The organism is Paenibacillus sp. LHD-117, assembly GCF_030929555.1.
GTDB lineage: Bacteria > Bacillota > Bacilli > Paenibacillales > Paenibacillaceae > Pristimantibacillus.
This window is the reverse complement of sequence record NZ_JAVFVT010000020.1, coordinates 23136-45784: the sequence shown is the minus strand read 5'-3', so window position 1 is coordinate 45784 and position 22649 is coordinate 23136. Positions and strand designations below refer to the sequence as shown.

Sequence of the window (22649 nt, the reverse complement as noted above, 5' to 3'; positions counted from 1 at the left end):
TTTGTGACTGCAACTCCTATTCGGAATGAGCCTATTTGACTTTCTTCTTGAGGTTGTTCAAAAAGTCCACTTTTGATCACGAAGTATATCAGGAAGTTAACTCGACATCGAATCTTGAATTCTGCCGGAACTTCCGGTGCTCACGTAGCTACCACTACGCTCCGCTCCTCATTTCCTAGCATCATCCAACCTTCTCGGTGCTGAAAACCGGACTTTTTGAACACGCACTTCTATTGTACTTGATCCAACCAAGGAATGCGAGCGCGAGCGGCGACCTATTGCTGGCATTGCCGGCACGTTTCGGCCATGTCCCCTGTGGGCGGTTATGGAGCGCCTTATTCATCCATACTAGATACATCGGAACCGTACACGACAACGATGTGGATAAACGAGGAGCGATTAGAACATGAAAAACAACAATCATTCAAAACGTTCGCATGGAAAACAGGAACGGAAAAAGAACGAGAGCCCCTATCACGAGCATCACACGAATCGTTGGCTGTACGCCATCCATATCGGGTTGTACGCGGGACTTATCTGGGGCTGTTTCCGTTGGATGTTCTACGGTTTGAAATTTACGACCGAGCTGCCGGGATTTTTGCTGGAGCCGTTTTTCAAACACAATTTTCTGATCAGTTATTGGGGCGTCGTCATCGGCATTCTTGGATTTACGGTATTTTCGATCGGCGCTTCGCTCCTCTATTTGGTGCTGTTAAGCAAGCTAAGGGGGCCATGGCCTGGCGTGTTCTACGGCATCGTCTGGTGGGCGCTTATGTTTCTGGCGGTCGGCCCGCTGCTCGGCATGACGGGAAGAGTGAACGCCGCGGGCTGGAATACGTTTTTTTCGGAGCTGTGCATATTTACGTTGTGGGGGCTGTTCATCGGCTATTCGATCGCCTTCGAATTTACGGACGAAGCGTCCCGGGAGCCGGTTGGAGCGAAGTAATCAGAAGCGACTTCTCAAGCGGCGGGCATTTGTGGTAAAATGTCTAGTGATTCAGGGCGCTATTGAATAGCTAGCCGCTGGGAGGTGCAACGATGCGCAGCATCGCAGTGTTCAACGGCCCGAACTTGAACATGCTCGGCATTCGCGAGCCGGGCGTATACGGCAAGGAATCGTTGTCTTCCATCGAAGGAATGCTGGCGAAGAAGGCGGAGGAGCTTGGCGTTGCGGTTACTTGCTTCCAGACGAACCACGAAGGAGAGATGATTGACCGGATCCATGCGGCATACGGCCAGATGGACGGCATTATCATCAATCCGGGCGCATGGACGCATTACAGCTACGCGCTGCGCGACGCTTTAAGCGCGGTTACGCTGCCGATCGTCGAGGTTCACTTATCCAACATTCATAAGAGGGAGCCGTTCCGGCACGTTTCGGTAGTGGCGCCAATCGCGGTAGGCCAAATCGCGGGATTCGGGGCGATCGGCTATACGCTTGCGCTCGAAGCGCTCGTGCATGAGCTGAATCGCGAACGGGCATAAGCGCAAAGGAGTGACAGAATTGACGACCGAGAGATTGAACCGACTTCGGAAGCTGATGGAAGAAGGTCAGCTGGAAGCGATATTGATTGGAAGCTCGCATAACCGGCGTTACATAAGCGGATTTACGGGCAGTTCCGGCTACGTGCTCATTACGCATGACAAAGCGTTGCTCCTGACGGATTTCCGTTACCGCGTGCAGGCGGTGGACCAAGCAACCGGCTTCGACATCGTCGAGCACGGCACGAGCCCGCTGGATGAGGTAAGGGAATTGCTCGCCGGCTGGGGCATCGGCAAGCTCGCGTTCGAGCAGGAGCATGTTTCCTTCGCCGACCATGCGCGCTGGAGCGCGACGATGAAGGGCATTACGCTCGTTCCGGCGGCCGGACTCGTCGAGAAGCTCAGGATGATCAAGGATGACGCGGAGCTCGCGGTCATGCAGGAAGCCGCAGATCTGGCGGACCGTACGTTTACTTACATTACCGGACTCATCCGAAGCGGGATGCGGGAGCGGGATGTTGCGCTCGAGATGGAAGTGTTCATGCGCAGCAACGGGGCGACAAGCTCCTCCTTCGACACGATCGTGGCCTCCGGCGAACGTTCGGCGCTGCCGCACGGCGTAGCCAGCGACCGGGTCATCGGCACGGACGAGTTCATCAAGCTTGACTTCGGGGCTTATTACAAAGGTTATTGCTCGGATCTGACGCGTACAGTCGTCATTGGGCAGCCGACGGACAAGCACCGCGAAATTTACAGTATCGTGCTGGAGGCGCAGCTGCACGCCCTCGAGCATATCCGTCCGGGGATGACAGGCATGCAGGCCGACGCGCTTGCGCGCGACGTCATTGCCAAATACGGCTACGACGATATGTTCGGCCATGGCACCGGACACGGCCTCGGCATGGAAATTCACGAAGCGCCGCGTTTGTCCAAGCTTAGCGACACGATTTTAACCCCCGGCATGACCGTTACGGTGGAACCAGGCATCTACTTACCAGGCTTCGGCGGCGTAAGGATCGAAGACGACATCGTGATTACGGAATCCGGCATTAAAATATTAACCTCATCCCCGAAAGAGCTCATCTGTTTGGGATAGGGACTATCATTCAGGAGGGAATCAGCAATGATTTCAGTAAACGATTTTAAGACAGGCCTTACGGTACAAGTAGACAACGACATCTTCACCGTTCTGGACTTCCAGCACGTAAAACCGGGCAAAGGCGCGGCATTCGTACGTTCCAAGCTGAAGAACCTCCGCAACGGCAACGTCGTCGAGAAGACGTTCCGCGCAGGCGAGACGATCGGCCGCGCGATCATCGAGAACCGCGCCGTGCAATACCTGTACAATTCCGGTTCCGAATACACGTTCATGGACAACGAAACGTTCGACCAGTTCAACCTGGAGAAAGATCAGCTGGAGTGGGAGCTGAACTTCCTCAAAGAGAACATGAACGTCAACATCTCCAGCTACCAAGGCGAAATCCTCGGCATCCAAATGCCGAACAGCGTCGAGCTGGCGGTAACGGAAACGGAGCCAGGCGTCAAAGGCAACACGGCGCAAGGCGCAACAAAAAGCGCGAAGGTCGAGACCGGCCTGAACGTGCAAGTGCCGCTCTTCATTAACGAAGGCGACGTGCTTCTGATTGATACGCGCGAAGGCAAATACATCTCCCGCGCATAATATTGATAGGAATTGACGAACCGTCCGGTCGAACCGGGCGGTTTTGTTGTTTTGGAGAGGCATATAAATTGAGGAAAAGTATATTCATAGGCAAGCAGCCTGTGCTATAATATGATCTTGTATGTATATGTCAAGGTTGGGGAGTGAATCAGCTTTGTCTTTGATCGTGATGAAGTTTGGAGGCAGTTCCGTAGGGACGCCAGAGAGAATGCAGCGCGTTGCGAAACGCATTATCGAGAAGCAGCAAGAAGGCAACGACGTCGTTGTGGTCGTGTCCGCTATGGGCGATACGACGGACGATCTGATTGATCAATCGAAGGTACTTAACCCGAATCCCCCGGCGCGCGAGATGGATATGCTACTCACCGTCGGCGAGCAGATTTCGATCGCGTTATTGTCCATGACCGTTCATGGCTTAGGCGGCAAGGCCGTATCCTTCACGGGCTGGCAAGCCGGCATGCGGACGGATTCGGTACACGGCAAAGCCAAAATTACCGATATAGAACCAAACCGCGTCTTCAAGGCGCTGGAAGAGGGCAATGTCGCCATTGTGGCCGGCTTCCAAGGCACAAGCACGGACGGCGAGATTACGACGCTAGGCCGCGGCGGCTCCGATACGACGGCCGTTGCGCTGGCTGCGGCACTGAAAGCCGATGTTTGCGAGATTTATACCGACGTGGACGGCGTCTATTCGACGGATCCCCGCGTCGTGAAAAACGCTCGTAAGCTGGATGAGATTTCATACGACGAAATGCTGGAGCTCGCTCATTTGGGAGCGGCGGTCCTGCATCCTCGCGCGGTCGAATATGCGAAACATTACAACGTCCGGCTGGTCGTTCGTTCCAGCTTTACGTACAATGATGGGACAAGTGTGAAGGAGGAAGCAATCATGGAGCAAGGCGTAGTCGTACGAGGCATCGCATTCGACAAAAACGTGGCAAGAATCAGCATCATGGGCGTAGAGGACGTTCCGGGCGTGCTCGCGAACGTATTCGGCGCGCTTGCGGCCGAAGGCATCGACGTGGATATTATCGTCCAGAGCGGAGTCGCGGACGGCAAAGCGGATTTCTCGTTCACCGTTTCCGGCGACGACAGGGAGAAAGCGATCGGCGTCATCGAGAGCAACCGAGGCGTCGTCCCGTTCCGCGAGACGACTTCGGAGAGCGGTCTTGTGAAGGTATCCATCGTAGGCGCCGGCATGGTCAGCAACCCTGGCGTTGCCGCGACGATGTTCAAGGCCATTTCCTCGATCGGCGTCAGCATCAAGATGGTCAGCACGTCGGAGATCAAAGTATCCTGCGTCATTTCGGCCGAGCCGCTTGCGGATGTCGTTCGCGCGCTTCATACGGCTTACGATCTCGATACGGCCGAGCAAGTTTACGTAGGCGGTCCTTCGGAACGCAGGTAATGATTTGGCAATCATAGCGAGGTGTCCCCGGGTTGGCAGCAACCTTGGCGGACACCTTTTTTTTCGAGGATGGGTGATGGCAGGCACGGACAACGATTTAGGAGCCGCCGCCGATCAATCGGAACAACTTGTACAAGATTGCCGTAATCCCCGCGGCCATTAATGGACCTACAGGTATTCCCCGCAGAAGGACGATCCCGGCGATCGATCCTAATACGAGCCCGACGATGATCTGGGGATCGATTCGAAGCAGATCCAGTCCTTTGCTGTTGATGTAGGTAGCGGCAGCGCCGCCGAGAAGGGCGAGGATGCCTTGCCATGAGGTCAGGACGGCAGTAAATTCCTTCACGCCGATCTTCCCGGAAGCAAAGGGGACAAGTACGCTAAGCGTGAGGAACAACAGGCCGAGCTCTAATCCGCGCCGTTCGATGCCGGGCAAATAACGCTCCAGATGAACAAGCTTAACCGCGAGTAGTATACATGCCGCAGTCGCGATAATGGACGATCGGCCTATGACTCCGATAATGATTAAACCCACAAGCACGATTTCTCCTACCATGAACGTTTGACTCCCATCCCAAGGCGTATAACTTGCGTCGGCGCTTTGCAACCTAAGGTCATTATATGGACGGGCAGGACGGGATATGTCTAGTGATAGATAGACTTAGTAGCGAAGAACGAGCTGGTCTCCATTCAAATACGGGACTTCGTGGATGGTATTCGCCTGAGCGCAGCATTCGATATCTTGTTTCTGTCCGAGCTTTTGCAGCCGTTTCCCTGAGGCGCTATGAAGCAGAACCTCCTCAAGATGGTCGCGTCGATCCGCATAAAGCGATTCCATCGCCATGCCGAAATCGTCCGTGTCGATGGACGAGGCACAAAATTTCCTCATTCGATTCAAAAGCATACCCGCACATACCCCGTCTTCGATCGCGAAGTCGTCATGACTGCCCGCGCACATGACGACGACGTCGCGTCGCAGCTCAAGCGCGAATTTGGCGCATGCCTCCGCGTTCAGCAGCGATGCGGCGATGACATGCTCCGCCCTCGTCGATTTGTGGATGGCCCTCGTTCCGTTCGTCGTCGTCAGAATAATACGGCGCCCTTTGACCGCATCCGACGTATATTCAGGCGGAGAGTTGCCCAGGTCAAACCCTGCGATTTTACGGCAAAACCTCTCTCCTCCGAGAAGATCGCCAGGCCGCTGCAGCGACTTCGCGTCCATCACGGTCTCTGCGGGCAAGACGCTGGTCGCTCCAGCGGCTAGCGCGGTGACGATCGTGCTCGTCGCTCGAAGCACGTCGATGACGATTGCCGTCTTGTGATGGAATTTGGCGGCGCAAGCTTCGTTAACGCTGGATATGACCTGAACCATCATGTGAACCGTCCTTCTTTCTCAAATCATATAGTCGATGACCGCGATGTTCCGGCCGAAGTGAAAAGTGTCGGAGCGAAGTCCCCTCCGCATCGCTTCCAGCGCAAGCGCGTCGGCCGGCGCCACGTTGCCAAGGTGAACGGTCGGGCCGAATTGATGGAGCAGGTCGACCTGCTGGCTCTTCAGCGGCGCTTCCCACATCAGCTTTCCGACAGGGTCAACCTTCTCCAATACGCTCTCCAGCACGGCTTCCTTGCAGCGACCCTCCTCATCGAACAATCCTACATTGATGCCGGATTCTCGCGCTTCCACCGTAACGAGATCCGCGCCTGCCTCCCAATCGCAATGCGCCGTGAAAGCAAGCTCCTCGGGGTCAATGACCGAACCCGCCGCTTTTTTGCCATATTCCGTCGTCACGACAAACCCCCTGCTCACGCAATCTTTGATCAATGAGGTTCTGCGGACCCGATCGAGCTCGATCGTGCCGTCCGATATTTCGATTCCCGTGAATCCGTAAGCCGCGACCGAATCCAGGAACGAACCGACGACGTCCTGTTTGATGGCCGCCTCCAACAAGGTTCCGCCAGGCAAGGTCACGATGTCCATCGCGCTGGCCAATTGCAGCTTTTGGCGCAGCAGCTCGGAATCGTACAGGACCGAGGTGCCGAACGCGAGCTTGATCATATCGACATAAGGACCCGCCACGCCTATAAAATCGCTGAAACTATTGAGGCCTAGCCCTTTGTCGATGACCATCGTTTTGCCCAGCAGCTTCCTTCGGTCTTCGGCACGGCTGCCGCTCGGGTCTTTCAGAAGCTGATGCCAGTTGTCTGATACAGCTGTTCTCATCGCATTGTCTCCTTCGCGAACTTCTTACAAGATGGACTGCTAGCTTGAAACAATAATCCACTATATGCGGCTACTCGTGGGCTGGTGTCCGGCATGAACGAAAGACAAGCGTGCATATACATGGAACAAGAGAGTCGAAAGAGAGGAGGGAGATCGGAATGCTGAACAAAATCGTCATGACCATGGCATCACTTCGCCTGCTGTCAGGCAGCATTGAAATATGCGCGGCGATCTTGATGCTGCGACTCAACCAGATCGACAAGGCGCTTGTCGTCAATTCGTCGCTTGCGCTTGTCGGGCCGCTGATACTCATCGCGACGACGACTGTCGGGCTCGTGGGACTTTCGGACAAGCTGTCCGCTTCCAAGTTCGTATGGGTTGCAGCGGGCGTTATCTGCCTGATGATCGGCATTTTGAAGAAATAATAGATTTGGATTCTAGTTCGAGTTCAAAAAGTTCAGTTTTCAGCACCAAGAAGGTTGAAAGAAGCTAGGAAATGAGGAGCGGAGCGTAGCTGGAGGCTACGTGAGCACCGGAAGTTCCGGCTGAATTCAAGATTCGATGCCGAATAGGCTTCAAGCGATACTTCGTGATCAAAATTGGACTTTTAGAACAACCTCTCTAGCAAAATGAGAGATTCACGGACATATTTTCGTTAGACAAGCATACATATGTAACGATCAAGGACAAACATCCGGGAGTGATGCAGATGCTGTCTCATGTTTCGCATTTGTTGCCGCTGGAGCTGAAGCGGCTGCTGGACGGGCTGCCTGCAGAAGTGAAGGGGCAGCTCGAAGAAATCCGCATACGAGAAAATCGGCCGCTCGAGATCGCTTATAGCGGACAAAGCCGGTTCGTAACGCCGGATTCCGCCTTGCGAACCGATGCCGACCATGCGGTGAAGCCGACGGCCGAACAATGCCGTAAGCTGCTGGAGAGGATCACGAACTATTCACTGTATGCCATGGAAGAAGAGCTGCGCAGAGGTTACATTACCGTGTCGGGCGGCCACCGGATCGGTCTCGCTGGAAGAACGATTTTGGACGGCGGGTCAGTCCGCGGCATTCGCGGTATCGGAGGATTTAATATCCGCATTGCCCGGGAGGTGATCGGAGCCGCCTCGCATCTGCTGCCGAAGCTGCTCGACCGCGCGCGAGCCACCATCGGATCGACGTTAATTCTGGCGCCGCCGCAGCAAGGCAAAACGACGCTGATCCGCGACATCGCGAGAACGGTCAGCTACGGTTCTTGGCCGGGCGGCGAATCGCTGAAGTGGCGGGGACGGAAGGTAGGCATCGTGGACGAACGCTCCGAGATCGCGGCTTGCGTCAGGGGCATCCCAACCTTTGACGTCGGTCCAAGGACGGACGTGATGGACGCTTGCCCGAAGGCGGAAGGCATGATGATGCTGCTACGTTCGATGTCTCCGGAAGTGCTCGTGGTCGATGAGATCGGCCGTCTGGAAGACGCCGAAGCGATCCGGGAAGCGAGCCATGCAGGCGTTCACGTCGTCGCGACCGCCCATGCCTACGATATTCATGACGCCAAAGGACGGCCAGAGCTGTTCAAGCTGATTCAGGAAGGGACATTCGCTCAGGTCGTAGAGCTGAAGCGGACGCCGGAAGGCATCATGCACCGGATCATCCAGCTTGGCGGTCAGCAGGCAGCTCCTCAGAGAAATGCGGAGGCCCAGCCGCAAAGCCTGCTAAGCTTCGCGGGGCGGAATCGGCTGGAAGAGCCATGATCAAGCTGATGGGGGCGATTCTGATCATCGTCGCCGGCACGCTGATCGGCTTCCAGCAAGCCGCGAGATTCGCGGAACGACCGAAGCAGCTCAGGCAGCTCGCGCACGCGCTTCAGCGCCTCGAAACCGAGATCGGGTACGGCCATACACCTTTACCCGAAGCGCTAGAGCGGACGGCGCAATCGTCGCCCGAGCCGATCTCGGCCATGCTGAAGCAAGCCGCAGCCGGCGTATGGGCAGCTGAAGGACCTTCCTTCCAGGAAAGCTGGACGATTGCCGTCAAAACCCACTGGCGCGACACTTCCATGAAGGCCAGCGAACAAGGCATTCTGCTCAGGCTGGGAACGACGCTCGGCATAAGCGACAAGGACGACCAAATGAAACATTTGAAGCTGGCCTTGTCCCAGCTGAAGGCCGAAGAAGATTCCGCGCGAGACGATCAAGGGCGCTACGAGAAAATGTGGAAAAGCCTTGGCGTATTGCTTGCCGTACTGATCGTCATTTTGATGGTGTAAGAGGGTGCGCTGCTTATGAATATCGATGTGAGCGCCATATTTCAAATCGCGGGAATCGGCATCATTATCGCAATGATCCATTCCGTGCTGAAGCAGATGGGGAAGGAAGACATGGCGCACTGGGTTACGGTTATCGGATTTGTTGTCGTGCTGTTTATGGTAGTCCGTCTGCTGAACGAATTGTTCCAGGAAATCAAAACGATCTTTCTGTTCCAGTAGGTGAATGCGGTGGATATGATCCAAATCGTCGGGCTCGGCCTGATTGCAACGGTTCTGATCCTGGTCGTCCGCGAGCAGAAGCCGATGTTCGCCTTCTTGCTCGCGGCATTCACGGGACTGTTTATTTTCCTGTATGTCATCGGCAAGATCGAAGCGGTTATCGCCGTGCTCGAGGATCTCGCAAACAAGTCCGGTATCCCTTCCATCTACCTGAAAACAGTGCTGAAGATCATCGGGATCGCGTATATCGCGGAATTCGGGGCACAGATCGTACGGGATGCGGGTCAGGAAAGCATCGCTTCAAAAATCGAATTTGCCGGCAAAATATTCATTCTCGTCATGGCGATCCCCATTATTAGCGTCATCGTCGAGACGGTTATCGGATTATTGCCGGCGGGGAGCTGAACGACGGCATGACGCGATTCGACGCCCGCGGAAGGGCCAAGCTGCTGCTGCTGATCTTCATCATAGCCCTCGCCTTCCAGCTGGTGCCGGCCGTACTGCAGGCGGAAGCCGCCGGAGGAGGCGCCGAACCTCCGGCGGCCGCTGGAGGGGGAGCGACCGATGGGAGTCGGGACACTGGAGCGGAAGCAGCGGAAGCCGTGACGGGGACGATCACGCAAGACCAGCTGGATTTGGTGGACACGGAGGGCGTCGAGGCTTATTGGAGCAAGCTGAGCAGCGAATACGGCGGGTTCTTCCCGGAGGGGAGGATGCCTACCTTCCGCGAAATGCTGTTGCCCGGCGGAGGTTTCAAGCTCGTCGACGTCCTCCAGGGCTTGCTCCGCTACTTATGGCATGAAGTGCTTTACAACGGCAAGCTGCTCGTGACGATCGTCATGTTGACCGTGTTCAGCATGGTGCTGGAAACGATGCAAACCGCTTTCGAGCGGAGCGCCATCAGCAAGGTTGCGTACGCGATTACGTTTATGGTGCTGGTCATCATCGCGGTGAACAGCTTTCATGTCGCCATCGGCTACGCCAGGGAAGCGATCGAAAGCATGATTACCTTCATGCTGGCCATGGTGCCCCTGCTGCTGACCTTGCTAGCCTCGATGGGCAGTATCGTATCGGTGTCGGTGCTGCATCCGCTCATTATTTTTATGATTCATGCCGTTGGCACCGTTATCTACGCCTTCGTATTCCCGCTTCTGTTCTTCTCGGCCGTCCTCCATATCGCGAGCGCGCTGACCGAGAAGTTCAAAGTGACGCAGCTGGCGAATCTGCTTCGAACGGTCGCCGTAGGAGCGCTTGGCGTCATGCTGACGGTGTTCCTCGGGGTCATCTCGGTGCAAGGGGCTACGGGGGCGGTCACCGACGGCGTCACGCTGCGGACCGCGAAGTTCGTGACGGGCAACTTCGTTCCCGTCGTCGGACGGATGTTCTCGGATGCGGCAGATACCGTCATCTCCGCTTCCATGCTGGCAAAGAATGCGATTGGCCTAGCGGGCGTCATCGTCTTGTTGTTCCTAAGCGCTTTCCCTGCTCTGAAAATATTGACTCTGGCGCTGATCTACAACATCGCGGCCGCAGTGATGCAGCCGCTAGGCGATTCGCCGATCGCGGATTGCCTGCAGACGATCGGGAAAACGATGATTTACGTCTTCGCCGCGCTTGCCGCCGTCAGCCTCATGTTTTTCCTGGCGGTCACGATCATCCTGACGGCCGGCAACGCGGCCCTGATGGTCCGATGAGAAGTCGTTTTCCTTCGGAAAACTTTGAGGAGGTGAGCTGAATGTGATCGCTTGGTTAAGCGACTGGCTGCGCGACATCATCGCGGTGATCCTGCTTGCCGTCTTGGTCGAGCTGCTGTTGCCGAACAAGGCGATGCAGCGGTATGCCAGACTCGTCGTCGGTTTGTTCATCCTCCTGACGATCCTTTCGCCCGTTCTTAGGCTGTTCCAGGAGGACATCGGCCCTAAGCTGGATGCCGGCATCCGAATGTGGAACGAAAGAGCCGCCGATCGGAACGTGAAGATGCCCTCGCTCGAAGAGATCGAGCGCAAGGCGGCGGAGCTTTCGGAGCAGCGGAACATGGAGACGGCAAGGCTCATGAAGCGGACCCTCGAGAGCGGCATGTTAGCCGAACTCAGGAAATCGCACGGGCGCAGCGTGGAAGGCGTGGACGTAACGTTGGTCTGGGGGAAGAAGCCGAAGGAAGGGGATGTCCCTGACATAGGAGAGATTCGCGTCACATTAAGGCCAGAGCAAGAGCGAGCTTCGGCGGACGTCGGCGGCTCGGTGGCGGACCAGGTGGACGACGTTGCTCCCGTCACGGTTCAGGTCCGGATCGAGGAGACAACGGAACAGGGAGCCGAAGCTTCCGCCGGCGAAGAAAGCGGCGCGGAAGGTTTCATACAGGTTGAAGGAAGCGAAGCAGCCTCGATCAAAAACGCGATAAACCAGGGCTGGGGGGTGCATAGAGATCGCATTCTAATCCAGGTGCGCACGGAATGAAACGCTGCAAGCTATACAGGCGTCTGATTGGGAGGTTGGGTGGAAGTGGCGAAATGGCTGGAAAATTTGGAATCGGCGGTCGGGGGCGGTCCAAGCGGACCGAAGCGTATAAGGACGCTGCGCATCTTGCTCATCGTAGGCGGGATCGGCGCCGCCCTCATGCTCATCAATTCGTTCCTGCCATACAAGGATGTCGACACGTCCGCGCAGGATCCCAATCCGCCGCCTGCCGCCGAAGAAGCCTGGAACCAAGGCCCGGCTGCGAGCTCGCCGTTCCTGCAGATCGAGAATGCGCTGGAGACGAGACTCGAGGAAATTTTGGGCAAGATCGTAGGCGTCGGCGCCGTGGATGTCTTGGTTACGGTTGATTCGACGGAAGAAATCGTGGTCGCGAGGCATAACCAGGAGACGCAGTCCACGACAAACGAGAATGACAAAAACGGCGGAACCCGCCACATCACGTCGATCAGCAGGGACGGCCAGGTCGTTCTGTACGAGGTGTCCGGCGACCAGAAGCCGATCGTGACCAAAACGATCAACCCGAGGATTCGGGGCATTCTCATCGTGGCCCAAGGCGCGGAGAACGCGACCGTCAGACGGTTGATTACAATCGCGGTCGAGAAAGGCGTCAGCGTCGCGGTGAACCGGATCGAAGTCGTGCCGAGCAAGCAATAGCATGAAAAAATAATCGATTATTGGGAGGCTGTTCACATGAACACGAAAAGACAAACGATTTGGTTGGTATCCATGCTGAGCTTGATGGTTGTCCTGTCCGCGTATTACCTGTTCACGCAGGATTTGGACGATACCGACAAACTCTCCGGCAGCGGCGAGAAGACGGAAGACGTATCGGAAGTGACGGGAGAAAGCAAAGACGGTCTCGTCGTGGACGAAGTGAGCCAAGAGGGCGACGGCGAGATCAGCGCGGCGGACAAGGAAGTGCTTGAGCAGCTTGAGCGCGACGGCGTCGTATCCGTAGGATTGTTCGGAGAGCTCATGTCGAAGCGCGAGCAGCAATATTCGGAAGAGCAGGACCGCATTCATGCCGTGATCGCCAACACGGGCGAGTCCACGGAAGAAGAAATTTCCGCGGCGATGAAGGAGCTGGAGCTTTTGGAAGACAAAAATTCGAGAATTACGGACTTGGAATCCGCGCTGATGGAACAATACGAAATGGCGCTGATTTCGCCGGAAAACGATCGTTATAAGGTTGTCGTCACAAGCCAGAAGCTGGAGAAGAAGGATGCGGCCAACATTATCGAGCAGGTCATGAAGACGCTTGAAGTGAAGCCGGACCAAGTATCCGTGCAATATGTGCCTGCGCCGTAAAGGCTAGCGGCATGGCAAGCCGAAACAAATCCGCGCGTCACCGGTTCACGGACCGGAGAACGCGCGGATTTTTTTTTGATATTATCGGATAATAATGAAGGGTATTTATGGGAAACGGAGAATGATACTAGGCAATGATAAGAGAAATCCGCTGTCATGGTAAAAAATAATTCGTGTTCACGCCTATTTATGGTATAATACTAAACGTTATGTGAAGAAGAGGAGTGATTACGTTCATGTTCAAGTTGAGCGAAATTAAAGAATTGGTTAAACTTATTGACCAAACTTCCGTTCAAGAGCTAGAAATCGAAAACGAAGGAGCGCGCCTTCATATCCGCAAGCCGGGAAAAACCGAAGTGGTGAATGTGCAAACGGCTCCAATTACGCATACATATTCGCAAGCGCCGGTGATCGGCCAGCCGCAAGCGGCGGCGCCGCAGGCATCCCCGCAGCCCGCAGCGGTTGAAACTGCCGCTCCAAAGGCTCCCGCGCTGGATCTTCATCAGATCGTATCCCCGATGGTCGGCACGTTCTACAGCGCCCCTTCGCCTGACGCGGCTGAGTTCGTTAAAGCCGGAGACCGCGTGAACGAGAAATCCGTCGTCTGCATTCTGGAAGCGATGAAGCTGATGAACGAGTTGGAAGCCGAAGTGAAAGGCGAAATCGTCGAGGTTCTCGTCACGAACGGACAACTCGTCGAATACGGCCAGCCGTTGTTCCTGGTGAAAGCGGACTAACACTTCTTGTTTCGAAAGGGGTTCCCACGTGAAATTCCACAAAATATTAATCGCGAACCGCGGCGAGATCGCGGTTCGAATTATTCGCGCTTGCCGCGAGCTTGGCATCTCGACCGTGGCCGTCTTCTCCGAAGCGGACAGAGACTCGCTGCATGTCAAGCTTGCCGACGAGTCTTATTGCATCGGACCGACATTGTCCAAGGACAGCTACCTGAACTTTACGAACATTATGAGCGTAGCGACCATCACGGAATGCGACGCCATCCATCCCGGATACGGTTTCTTGGCTGAGAATGCCGATTTCGCCGAAATTTGCGAGTCGTGCAACATTACGTTCATCGGACCTTCGCCGGAAGCGATCAGCAAGATGGGCGACAAAGCCGTGGCCAAGCTAACGATGAAATCTGCCGACGTACCGATTATTCCGGGCTCCGACGGCTTGATCGAAAGCCTGGACGAAGCGATGACAGTCGCGCGCGAGATCGGCTATCCCGTCATTATTAAGGCAACGGCAGGCGGCGGAGGGAAGGGCATCCGGATCGCGGAGAACGAAGAATCGTTAGTGAGCCAGATAACGACCGCGCAGCAGGAAGCGCAGAAAGCGTTTGGCAACGCGGGCGTTTATCTGGAGAAATATTTGACGGGCATGAAGCATGTCGAGATCCAGATCATGGCCGATAAACACGGCAATGCTGTCCACTTGTTCGAACGTGACTGCTCCGTTCAGCGCAGACGCCAGAAGCTGGTCGAGGAGGCGCCTTGCCCGGTTCTGTCGCCGGAGCTTCGCGAACGAATGGGCGAAGCCGCCGTGCGTGCGGCGCTCGCGGTCAATTATTCCGGAGCCGGCACGCTGGAGTTCCTGCTCGGTCCCGACGGCCAATTTTATTTCATGGAGATGAATACCCGCATCCAGGTCGAACATCCGGTAACGGAGATGATTACGAACGTCGATCTGATCAAGGAGATGATCAGCGTCGCCGAAGGCAATCCGTTGTCGTTCGGCCAGGCCGATCTGAAGATAAACGGCTGGTCGATCGAATGCCGGATTAACGCCGAGGATTCGGAACGCAATTTCATGCCGTCTCCCGGACATATTCCGTTCTATCTGCCTCCGGGCGGAGCAGGCGTACGCGTGGACAGCGCGGTTTATCCGGGCTATACGATCTCGCCGCATTACGATTCTATGATTGCGAAGCTGATCGTATGGGGAGCAACCCGCGAAGAGGCGATCGCTCGCATGAAGCGGGCATTGTCCGAGTTTGCGATCGATGGCATCCGGACAACGATTCCGTTCCATCTGAAGCTGCTTAGCCATCCCAAGTTCATTCAGGGCAATTTCGACATCAAGTTTCTCGAAGAGCATGATATCAACGCCCCCGAAGCGGCAGTCAGCGAGTAGTTAAACAAGCAGGTATAGTTTGTCATAATTCGAGCTGAATGTTATAGTATAGAAATAAGATGCGGATTAAGGCTTGGCAGAAACCAGGCCATCGCAACTTTAGGGAGGTGTACAACGAACATGAGTACGATCGCTGCGGATTACGAGAAAACAGAAATCGGTACGATTCAGATTGCACCTGAAGTCATTGAAGTGATTGCCGGGCTTGCTGCCATCGAAGTAAAAGGGGTAGCCGGCATGAGCGGCGGTTTCGCGGGCGGTATCGCGGAGCTGCTCGGAAGGAAGAACTTATCCAAGGGCGTGAAGGTGGAAGTCGGCCAACGCGAAGCGGCTGTAGACGTATCTATCATCGTGGAGTACGGCTATAAGATTCCCGAGATCGCATCCGACATCCAGAACAACGTGAAGCGCTCAATCGAGATCATGACAGGCTTGCACGTCGTAGAAGTGAATGTACATATCCATGACGTCCATTTCAAAACGACCGAGAGACCGGATGAAGAAGACTTCCAAAATCGGGTAAAATAATTGAAAAAGCTTTGTACAACCCCCTCGTGATTGGGCATGCCGATCGGCAAGGGGGTTTTCATTCGGTCTGACGGGAGGATTGGCTGCTTTGATTAAAGTCGTGGACAAGCTAATGTTGTTTCTATACAGTCTGATCGTCGGCGTCATATCGATTTTCCTCATGAGTCTCGGCTTCGGCTGGTTAACGAGCGAGATGTTGGAGGATTTATTCACGGAATTCTACCGCTTGGACGGAGTGCAGATCGGAACCGGTATTGCAGGTGTCGTGTTGCTTCTGCTTAGCTTCCGTTTCTTCATCTTGTCGCTCCATCGCGGTTCGATGTCCGCGCAATCCATCGATCAGCGGACGGAATATGGCGATATTCGCATTTCGATCGAAACGATCGAAAATTTGGCGCTGAAGACAGGCTCCAAGCAGCGCGGTGTCAAAGAGCTGCGCGCTCGCGTCCGGGCTTCCGACGCGGGTCTAGAGATCGTGCTTCGCGCCGTCATCGACGGCGAGAGTTCCATCCCAGCGCTGACGGAAGAGATCCAGCGCGCGGTGAAAGAACATGTCGAGGAAATTACCGGCATACCGGTCATGAACGTTGCCGTGTTTGTCGCCAACGTGGTTCAGGCGAATACGTTCAAGAGTCGCGTAGAATAGAGGTGGTCGACCGATGTGGAGGGAGATCTGGAGCGTCTATTGGAGAAGGATCGTAGGCGCGGCAGCCGGTCTTTTGTGCGGTATTATTTATTTGGCTTTCGGTTTTTGGGACATGTTGTTCGTTGCGTTGCTCGTTTCCGCAGGTTATTGGTTCGGCAAGCAGAAAGAGCTGACGGACGGCCCCGTAATCCCATGGCAGCGAATATGGTACGCGATAATGAGCAGGTTCCGTACCTATCGATAATTCAGTGGTCTCCTCCGTTCATCGGAAGTCGGGCAGCCGAATCCTTCCGGGCAGGGAGGAGATCATCGTTTTTTCAACTTGAAACGGAGGATTTACATGAAACGGAGATTGGCTAGGGAAATCGCGGTATCCAGCCTATACCAAATGGAAATGAATGAGGTGACGGCAACGGAAGCCGTCGATATGATCATGGACGAGCTTCGCCAGGACAATGAGCTGGGCGCGGATCCGAAGGAGATCGGAACGACGGACGCGTTCGCCAGAGAAATTGTGAACGGCGTGCTGGAGCGCAAATCCGAGATCGACGGCATGCTGCAGCAGTTTTTGACCGGCTGGCAAGTGGACAGGCTCTCGCGGGTAGACCGCCAAGTGCTGCGGCTGGCTTGCTACGAAATGGTATTCAGGGACGACGTGCCGCCCAAAGCGGCGATCAACGAGGCGATCGAGCTGGCCAAACATTTTGGCACGGATGAATCGGGCAAGTTCGTGAACGGCGTGCTCGGCAAGCTTCTGCTCGGCATTGACGAGCTGAAGGCATAACACAAATTATTAAATACGGATTCAAAAAGTTCGGGTGCGGACTTTTTGAACTACCATATAAAGGAGACGGGACGGACATGGGAGCTCATATTATCGAAGGCAAAAAGATTTCGGAACAAATTCGCGGCGAGTTGTTGCAAGAAGTAGTCAATCTGAAGGCGAAAAATGTTGTGCCGGGTCTGGCGGTTGTGCTGGTCGGAGAAGATCCCGCCTCCAAGGTGTATGTCGGATCGAAGGAGAAAACATGCATAGAGCTCGGCATCTATTCGGAAGTACACAGGCTGCCGGCGGAAACATCCGAGCAAGAGCTGCTCGCGCTTATCGATCGGCTGAACAACCAATCGACGATTAACGGCATACTCGTGCAATTGCCGTTGCCTAAACATATTAACGAAAAAGCGGTCATCGACGCGATCAGCGTTGAGAAAGATGTGGACGGCTTCCATCCGCAGAGTGTGGGCAACCTGACGATCGGAGACGACAGCCTGCTTCCGTGCACGCCTGCTGGAGTCATCGAATTAATCAAACGAAGCGGCGTTGACATTGCCGGCAAACATGCCGTCGTTATCGGCCGCAGCAATATCGTAGGCAAGCCGGTGGCGATGCTTCTGTTGCGCGAGAACGCAACGGTTACGATCTGCCATTCCCGTACGGCCGGCATGGAGGAAATCGCGAAACAAGCGGATATTCTTGTCGTCGCGATCGGCCGGACGAAAGCGATCGATAGTCGTTACGTGAAGCCGGGCGCCGTTGTCATCGATGTAGGCATCAACCGTCTCCCGGACGGGAAGCTGGCCGGAGACGTCGATTACGAGTCCTGTTTGGAGACTGCAGGTTACTTGACGCCGGTCCCGGGCGGCGTTGGTCCGATGACGATTACGATGCTGATGAGTAACACGATCACGGCAGCTAAGAGGGCGAACGGAATCGAGGTGTAGTTCCGCATGACGGTTCAACCGCGCATTTATTCCATCAAAGAACTTAACAAATATATTCGCATGAAGCTCGAAAGCGACACGGTGCTTGGCGATGTATGGCTGCGCGGGGAAATTTCGAATTTCACCCACCATTCAAGCGGTCATATGTATTTCACGCTAAAGGATGCCGACAGCAGGCTCAAATGCGTCATGTTCGCCTCGCATAACGCGAGGCTTCCTTTCATCCCTCGGGAAGGCGCGAAAGTGCTTGCACGTGGGAATATTTCGGTATTCGAAAGAGACGGCACCTATCAATTTTACGTGATGGCGATGCAGCCGGACGGTATAGGCAGTTTGTATCTGGCGTACGAACAACTAAAGGAAAGGCTGGAGAGAGAAGGGTTGTTCTCTCCCGCCCGCAAAAGACCGCTCCCTGCCTACCCCAAAGCGATTGGCGTCATTACTTCGCCAACGGGAGCAGCGGTTAGGGATATTATAACGACCTTGCAGCGAAGATACCCGCTAATCCCCGTCTACGTGTATCCGGTGCTCGTGCAAGGAGCGGGCGCAGCTCCGGCGATCGTGTCTGCCATTCAAGCGATGAACCGTTTTGGCGGCTGCGACGTATTAATCGTAGGTCGCGGCGGCGGATCGCTGGAAGAGCTTTGGGCTTTCAACGAGGAAGCGGTGGCGAGGGCGATCGTCTCTTCGTCCGTTCCGGTCATAAGCGCAGTCGGCCACGAAACCGACTTCACCATCGCGGATTTCGTTGCGGATCTGCGCGCGGCAACGCCTACCGCGGCCGCCGAATTGGCCGTTCCCCATGTTGCGGAGCTAAGTCAGCGCTTGGAACGGCTAAAGCAGCGACTAAGCGGCTCCGCTCGAAGCAGGCTCCGGATGGAAAACGAACGGCTCGATCGGGTTCGGAGATCTCCGTTCTTCCGATATCCGCGCAAATATTTGCTTGAGCAGGCACAGCGCCTCGACCGGCTGCAGGAACAGCTGCGTCAGCGAACGATGCATGCAGCAATACGGGAACGCTCTCGTTACGAAAAGCTGGAAAAGCGGCTCGCGGCGCACCATCCCGGCGAACGAATCGCATTTTCGGCCAAACGGTTAAAGACGGTCTCGAGGCAGCTGGAGCTAGCGGCTTCCGGTGTTCTGAAAGACAAAAAGCAGAGGCTGCATAGCGGAATTCGCCAACTGGATGCATTAAGTCCGCTCAAGGTGATGGCGAGAGGATACGGCCTCGTTTACGACAATGAAGGAATACGGTTGATCAAATCCGTCCGCGAAACGGCTGTCGGACAAGAAATATCCGTTAAGCTGGCCGACGGTACGATGGATTGCCGCGTCATTTCGGTGAGAGGAGAATGAGCAGGATGGAAGAGGCCAAACAAGAAGAGGTAAGCTTCGAGCAAGCCATGGATAGGCTGGAATCGATCGTTGCGCGTCTCGAGAACGGCGACGTGCCGCTGGAGACCGCAATCGAGTTGTTCCAGGAAGGCATGCGGCTGTCGCAATTATGCGGCGGCAAGCTGGAGCAGGTGGAGCACAAGATCGAGCTGCTGCTCGAAACGGAACAAGGCTTCCAGAAAAAAACGTTTGCATCGGCAAGCGAGGACAAAGGGGAATAAGCTTGGACGCAAGGGATGTTACCATAACGATCCGCGAATATCTGCTGCATTGCGCGGCCGAGACGGAAACGGCGCTGACGGGATCCCTCCCGCATGATTGGGATGTACCCGGGACGCTTCGCGAGGCGATGAACTATTCGCTTGACGCCGGCGGCAAGCGCATACGTCCGGCGCTCGTTCTGACGGCGGCAGAAGCCGTACGAGGATCGGCCGCGGACAAGACGTCGGCCATGCCGGTAGCTTGCGCGGTTGAATACATACATACTTATTCCCTGATCCATGACGATCTGCCTGCCATGGACAACGACGATTACCGGCGCGGCAAGCCTACGAACCACAAAGTATTCGGCGAAGCGATGGCGATATTGGCCGGGGATGCGCTTCTCACGCATGCTTTCCAGCTGGTTGCCCAAGCGGCGAAGAATGGAATCAGCGCGGAGACGGCGCTGTCGATCGCGGAAGATTTGGCCGTGCTTGCCGGCGCTTCGGGCATGGTCGGAGGTCAAGCGGCCGATATGCTGGGCGAACAAGGGATTACGTCGATCGGCGAGCTTGAATATATCCATCTTCACAAAACAAGCGATCTAATCGTCTTTTCCGTGAAGTCCGGCGGCAGGATCGGCGGAGCGAATCCCCGCCAGCTCGAGCTGCTTGAGCTATACGGCCGCAATATCGGGCTAGCCTTCCAGATTCAGGACGATATTTTGGATCTGATCGGCGACGCGGAGAAGCTCGGCAAGCCGACGAACAGCGACGTCGAGCAGAAGAAAGTCACGTACCCGTTCCTGATCGGACTGGACGAAAGCAAAGCGCTTGTCAACCGATTGACGGAGCAAGCCAAGTCCGCGATTATCGAAGCGGATCTGGCGAATCCCGAGAGATTGCTGCAGATTGCCGATTATTTAGTGCATCGCGACCATTGATAGGCCGACTGTACTTTGGTCTGTTGGGGTTCATTCGACAACTATGCTATAATAGGTAAAATGTAGACGTTCATCGGACGGCGTTCGAGCTGTCATCGAAAGCGAGGAAATTATGTGCTGCTTGATCAAATTAACGGACCAGAGGATTTGAAAGGATTGTCGGTAGCCCAGCTTGAACAGCTTGCTGGCGATATTCGCCAGTTCCTAATTCAGAAGCTGTCCGTTACCGGCGGTCATTTGGCCCCGAATTTGGGCGTAGTAGAATTGACGCTCGCCATGCATTATTTATTTCAAAGTCCTAACGATAAATTCATCTTCGACGTCGGTCATCAATCTTATGTCCATAAGATTCTGACCGGACGCATGGGACAATTCGATACGCTACGCAAGTACAAGGGATTATGCGGCTTCGTCAAGCGCTCCGAGAGCGAACACGATGTCTGGGAGGCCGGACATAGCAGTACGTCCTTATCTGCTGCGATGGGCATGGCTTTGGCCCGCGACTTGAAGGGCGAACGAAACCGCGTCGTCGCGGTAATCGGAGACGGTGCCTTAACCGGCGGCATGGCGCTTGAGGCGCTGAACCATATCGGACACGAGAAGCGGAACATGATCGTCATTCTGAACGATAACGAAATGTCGATCGCACCGAACGTAGGCGCTCTTCACCATTATTTGGGACGGATTCGCACCGATCGCCATTATCAGAAGGCAAAGGACGAACTCCAGCATTTCCTTAACAAAATTCCGGCCATTGGAGGCAAACTTGCCAAAACGGCCGAAAGATTTAAAGACAGCTTGAAGTATTTGCTCGTTAGCGGGATCTTGTTCGAGCAATTCGGGCTCACGTATCTCGGACCGGTGGACGGCCATGATCTGAACGGACTTCTGGATATTTTGAAGCAAGCCGATTCGATGCCTGGACCTGTACTGGTGCATGTTCTTACTGTCAAAGGCAAAGGATATTCCCCGGCCGAAGCGGATTCCCATAAGTGGCACGGCGCGTCGCCATACAAGATCGAATCCGGGCAGATGGTCAAAGCTGTCGGCCCTCCGATGTACACGAAGGTGTTCGGCGATATGCTTATCCAGCTTGCGGAAGAAGACGAGCGGATCGTAGCCGTTACGCCGGCGATGCCGGGCGGATCCGGCCTGCTTGATTTCGCGGAGAGGTTCCCGAGCCGAATGATCGACGTCGGTATTGCGGAGCAGCATGCCGCCACGTTATCCGCCGCGCTCGCGATGGAAGGGTTGAAGCCGGTATTCGCGGTGTATTCGACATTCCTGCAGCGCGCGTACGATCAGGTCGTGCATGATATTTGCCGGCAGAACTTGAACGTCGTTTTCGCGATCGACCGCGCAGGCTTCGTCGGTCCGGACGGCGAGACTCACCAAGGCGTTTACGATATCGCGTTCCTGCGCCATGTGCCTAATCTCGTAATCATGATGCCGAAGGACGAGAACGAGCTCCGGCGAATGATGAAGACGGCCGTCGATTACAACGAAGGTCCCATCGCGGTGCGATATCCGCGAATCAACGGCACGGGCGTAGAGCTTGACGCTCATCCCGAGCCGTTGCCGATCGGAGTGTGGGAAACGTTGCGCGACGGAGACGCCAGCGTGATCCTGGCGATCGGTCCCATGATCGGCGTAGCAGAGGAAACGGCGGATCTCATGAAACGGGAAGGCGTTCATGTAGGGATCGTGAACGCCAGGTTCATCAAGCCGCTGGACGAAGAGATGCTGATCGCGATCGCCGAGCAAGGCAAGCGGGTCATCGTGCTTGAGGAGGGCTCCGAGCTGGGCGGGTTTGGCAGCTCGGTCCTCGAATTTTATTCGCGGAAAGGTCTGCATGACGTACCCGTGCGCATCATCGGGGTACCGGATCTGTTCGTGGAGCACGGATCGATCGAGCAGCAGCGCGAGGAAGTCGGCTTGACGGCCGAGCGTGTCGCCGCGGAGCTGCGTGCCATGAATCCGAGACGCATGAAACGTGTTACGGGCCAAGCGTAACGGATC

At 55.3% G+C, this 22649-nt stretch carries 28 protein-coding genes; 25 read left to right on the top strand and 3 right to left on the bottom strand.

Features of this window, described 5'->3' with window-relative positions; all coding sequences use genetic code 11:
- The first annotated feature begins 406 nt into the window (after nucleotides 1–406).
- The 5 genes from RB620_RS16690 (at nucleotide 407) to RB620_RS16670 (ending at nucleotide 4571) form a co-directional block, all read left to right on the top strand.
- On the top strand, nucleotides 407–946 hold the full coding sequence (locus RB620_RS16690) for a YqhR family membrane protein (RefSeq protein ID WP_308096159.1): 540 nt from the start codon (nucleotides 407–409) through the stop codon (nucleotides 944–946).
- A gap of 92 nt (nucleotides 947–1038) precedes the next feature.
- Complete coding sequence (aroQ, locus tag RB620_RS16685) at nucleotides 1039–1485, top strand: type II 3-dehydroquinate dehydratase (protein ID WP_308096157.1); 447 nt, start codon at nucleotides 1039–1041, stop codon at nucleotides 1483–1485.
- A gap of 19 nt (nucleotides 1486–1504) precedes the next feature.
- Entirely contained in the window at nucleotides 1505–2578 is a 1074-nt protein-coding gene (locus RB620_RS16680) for a M24 family metallopeptidase (RefSeq protein WP_308096156.1), read from the top strand.
- A gap of 27 nt (nucleotides 2579–2605) precedes the next feature.
- Nucleotides 2606–3163 carry an elongation factor P gene (gene efp, locus RB620_RS16675; protein WP_308096154.1) on the top strand — a complete coding sequence of 186 codons (558 nt, stop codon included), beginning with the start codon at nucleotides 2606–2608 and terminating at the stop codon, nucleotides 3161–3163.
- 154 nt (nucleotides 3164–3317) lie between these two features.
- The gene (locus RB620_RS16670) at nucleotides 3318–4571 is read left to right on the top strand and encodes an aspartate kinase (protein ID WP_308096151.1); all 1254 of its coding nucleotides are present in this window, start codon (nucleotides 3318–3320) and stop codon (nucleotides 4569–4571) included.
- Between the two features lie 97 nt (nucleotides 4572–4668).
- On the opposite strand, the gene RB620_RS16665 is transcribed toward RB620_RS16670, so the two are convergent.
- The 3 genes from RB620_RS16665 to comA all read right to left on the bottom strand — a co-directional run bounded on the left by RB620_RS16665 (nucleotide 4669) and on the right by comA (nucleotide 6795).
- Nucleotides 4669–5130: a DUF441 domain-containing protein gene (locus tag RB620_RS16665; RefSeq protein WP_308096150.1), complete on the bottom strand. Its 462-nt coding sequence runs from the start codon at nucleotides 5128–5130 to the stop codon at nucleotides 4669–4671.
- 105 nt (nucleotides 5131–5235) lie between these two features.
- Nucleotides 5236–5949 carry a 2-phosphosulfolactate phosphatase gene (locus RB620_RS16660; protein WP_308096149.1) on the bottom strand — a complete coding sequence of 238 codons (714 nt, stop codon included), beginning with the start codon at nucleotides 5947–5949 and terminating at the stop codon, nucleotides 5236–5238.
- An 18-nt stretch (nucleotides 5950–5967) separates the two neighbouring features.
- Entirely contained in the window at nucleotides 5968–6795 is an 828-nt protein-coding gene (comA, locus tag RB620_RS16655) for a phosphosulfolactate synthase (protein ID WP_308096148.1), read from the bottom strand.
- A 158-nt stretch (nucleotides 6796–6953) separates the two neighbouring features.
- Here comA and RB620_RS16650 point away from each other — a divergent pair, with 158 nt between their 5' ends.
- From RB620_RS16650 to dxs, 20 genes are all read left to right on the top strand, one after another.
- On the top strand, nucleotides 6954–7220 hold the full coding sequence (locus RB620_RS16650; RefSeq protein ID WP_308096147.1) for a YqhV family protein: 267 nt from the start codon (nucleotides 6954–6956) through the stop codon (nucleotides 7218–7220).
- Nucleotides 7221–7504: 284 nt separating this feature from the next.
- On the top strand, nucleotides 7505–8539 hold the full coding sequence (spoIIIAA, locus tag RB620_RS16645) for a stage III sporulation protein AA (protein WP_308096145.1): 1035 nt from the start codon (nucleotides 7505–7507) through the stop codon (nucleotides 8537–8539).
- Entirely contained in the window at nucleotides 8536–9054 is a 519-nt protein-coding gene (gene spoIIIAB / locus RB620_RS16640) for a stage III sporulation protein SpoIIIAB (RefSeq protein ID WP_308096143.1), read from the top strand. Before spoIIIAA ends, spoIIIAB begins: the two co-directional genes overlap by 4 nt.
- Nucleotides 9055–9069: 15 nt before the next feature.
- A complete protein-coding gene (gene spoIIIAC, locus RB620_RS16635; protein WP_068686620.1) occupies nucleotides 9070–9273 on the top strand; it encodes a stage III sporulation protein AC in 204 nt (67 codons plus the stop codon).
- 9 nt (nucleotides 9274–9282) lie between these two features.
- A complete protein-coding gene (gene spoIIIAD / locus RB620_RS16630) occupies nucleotides 9283–9678 on the top strand; it encodes a stage III sporulation protein AD (RefSeq protein WP_308096140.1) in 396 nt (131 codons plus the stop codon).
- Between the two features lie 8 nt (nucleotides 9679–9686).
- Nucleotides 9687–10967, top strand: a complete 1281-nt coding sequence (spoIIIAE, locus tag RB620_RS16625) for a stage III sporulation protein AE (protein ID WP_308096138.1) — start codon at nucleotides 9687–9689, stop codon at nucleotides 10965–10967.
- A gap of 43 nt (nucleotides 10968–11010) precedes the next feature.
- Nucleotides 11011–11730 (top strand): stage III sporulation protein AF, encoded by a 720-nt coding sequence (spoIIIAF, locus tag RB620_RS16620; RefSeq protein WP_308096137.1) that lies wholly within the window; start codon nucleotides 11011–11013, stop codon nucleotides 11728–11730.
- 45 nt (nucleotides 11731–11775) lie between these two features.
- Nucleotides 11776–12405: a stage III sporulation protein AG gene (gene spoIIIAG / locus RB620_RS16615; RefSeq protein WP_308096135.1), complete on the top strand. Its 630-nt coding sequence runs from the start codon at nucleotides 11776–11778 to the stop codon at nucleotides 12403–12405.
- Nucleotides 12406–12441: 36 nt separating this feature from the next.
- Nucleotides 12442–13059 (top strand): SpoIIIAH-like family protein, encoded by a 618-nt coding sequence (locus RB620_RS16610; RefSeq protein WP_308096133.1) that lies wholly within the window; start codon nucleotides 12442–12444, stop codon nucleotides 13057–13059.
- Nucleotides 13060–13295: 236 nt separating this feature from the next.
- Nucleotides 13296–13796: an acetyl-CoA carboxylase biotin carboxyl carrier protein gene (accB, locus tag RB620_RS16605; RefSeq protein WP_308096131.1), complete on the top strand. Its 501-nt coding sequence runs from the start codon at nucleotides 13296–13298 to the stop codon at nucleotides 13794–13796.
- A gap of 28 nt (nucleotides 13797–13824) precedes the next feature.
- Nucleotides 13825–15195 (top strand): acetyl-CoA carboxylase biotin carboxylase subunit, encoded by a 1371-nt coding sequence (gene accC, locus RB620_RS16600; protein WP_308096129.1) that lies wholly within the window; start codon nucleotides 13825–13827, stop codon nucleotides 15193–15195.
- A gap of 120 nt (nucleotides 15196–15315) precedes the next feature.
- Nucleotides 15316–15723 carry an Asp23/Gls24 family envelope stress response protein gene (locus RB620_RS16595; RefSeq protein WP_308096126.1) on the top strand — a complete coding sequence of 136 codons (408 nt, stop codon included), beginning with the start codon at nucleotides 15316–15318 and terminating at the stop codon, nucleotides 15721–15723.
- Nucleotides 15724–15811: 88 nt separating this feature from the next.
- Nucleotides 15812–16369: an alkaline shock response membrane anchor protein AmaP gene (amaP, locus tag RB620_RS16590; RefSeq protein ID WP_308096125.1), complete on the top strand. Its 558-nt coding sequence runs from the start codon at nucleotides 15812–15814 to the stop codon at nucleotides 16367–16369.
- A gap of 13 nt (nucleotides 16370–16382) precedes the next feature.
- Complete coding sequence (locus RB620_RS16585; protein ID WP_308096123.1) at nucleotides 16383–16613, top strand: DUF2273 domain-containing protein; 231 nt, start codon at nucleotides 16383–16385, stop codon at nucleotides 16611–16613.
- 96 nt (nucleotides 16614–16709) lie between these two features.
- A complete protein-coding gene (nusB, locus tag RB620_RS16580) occupies nucleotides 16710–17153 on the top strand; it encodes a transcription antitermination factor NusB (RefSeq protein ID WP_308096121.1) in 444 nt (147 codons plus the stop codon).
- Between the two features lie 77 nt (nucleotides 17154–17230).
- Nucleotides 17231–18091 (top strand): bifunctional methylenetetrahydrofolate dehydrogenase/methenyltetrahydrofolate cyclohydrolase FolD, encoded by an 861-nt coding sequence (gene folD / locus RB620_RS16575; RefSeq protein ID WP_308096119.1) that lies wholly within the window; start codon nucleotides 17231–17233, stop codon nucleotides 18089–18091.
- Between the two features lie 6 nt (nucleotides 18092–18097).
- A complete protein-coding gene (gene xseA, locus RB620_RS16570) occupies nucleotides 18098–19447 on the top strand; it encodes an exodeoxyribonuclease VII large subunit (protein WP_308096117.1) in 1350 nt (449 codons plus the stop codon).
- A 5-nt stretch (nucleotides 19448–19452) separates the two neighbouring features.
- The gene (xseB, locus tag RB620_RS16565) at nucleotides 19453–19707 is read left to right on the top strand and encodes an exodeoxyribonuclease VII small subunit (protein ID WP_308096115.1); all 255 of its coding nucleotides are present in this window, start codon (nucleotides 19453–19455) and stop codon (nucleotides 19705–19707) included.
- A 2-nt stretch (nucleotides 19708–19709) separates the two neighbouring features.
- Nucleotides 19710–20630 (top strand): polyprenyl synthetase family protein, encoded by a 921-nt coding sequence (locus RB620_RS16560; protein WP_374121417.1) that lies wholly within the window; start codon nucleotides 19710–19712, stop codon nucleotides 20628–20630.
- Nucleotides 20631–20744: 114 nt separating this feature from the next.
- Nucleotides 20745–22643 (top strand): 1-deoxy-D-xylulose-5-phosphate synthase, encoded by a 1899-nt coding sequence (gene dxs / locus RB620_RS16555; RefSeq protein WP_308096113.1) that lies wholly within the window; start codon nucleotides 20745–20747, stop codon nucleotides 22641–22643.
- Nucleotides 22644–22649 lie beyond the last annotated feature (6 nt).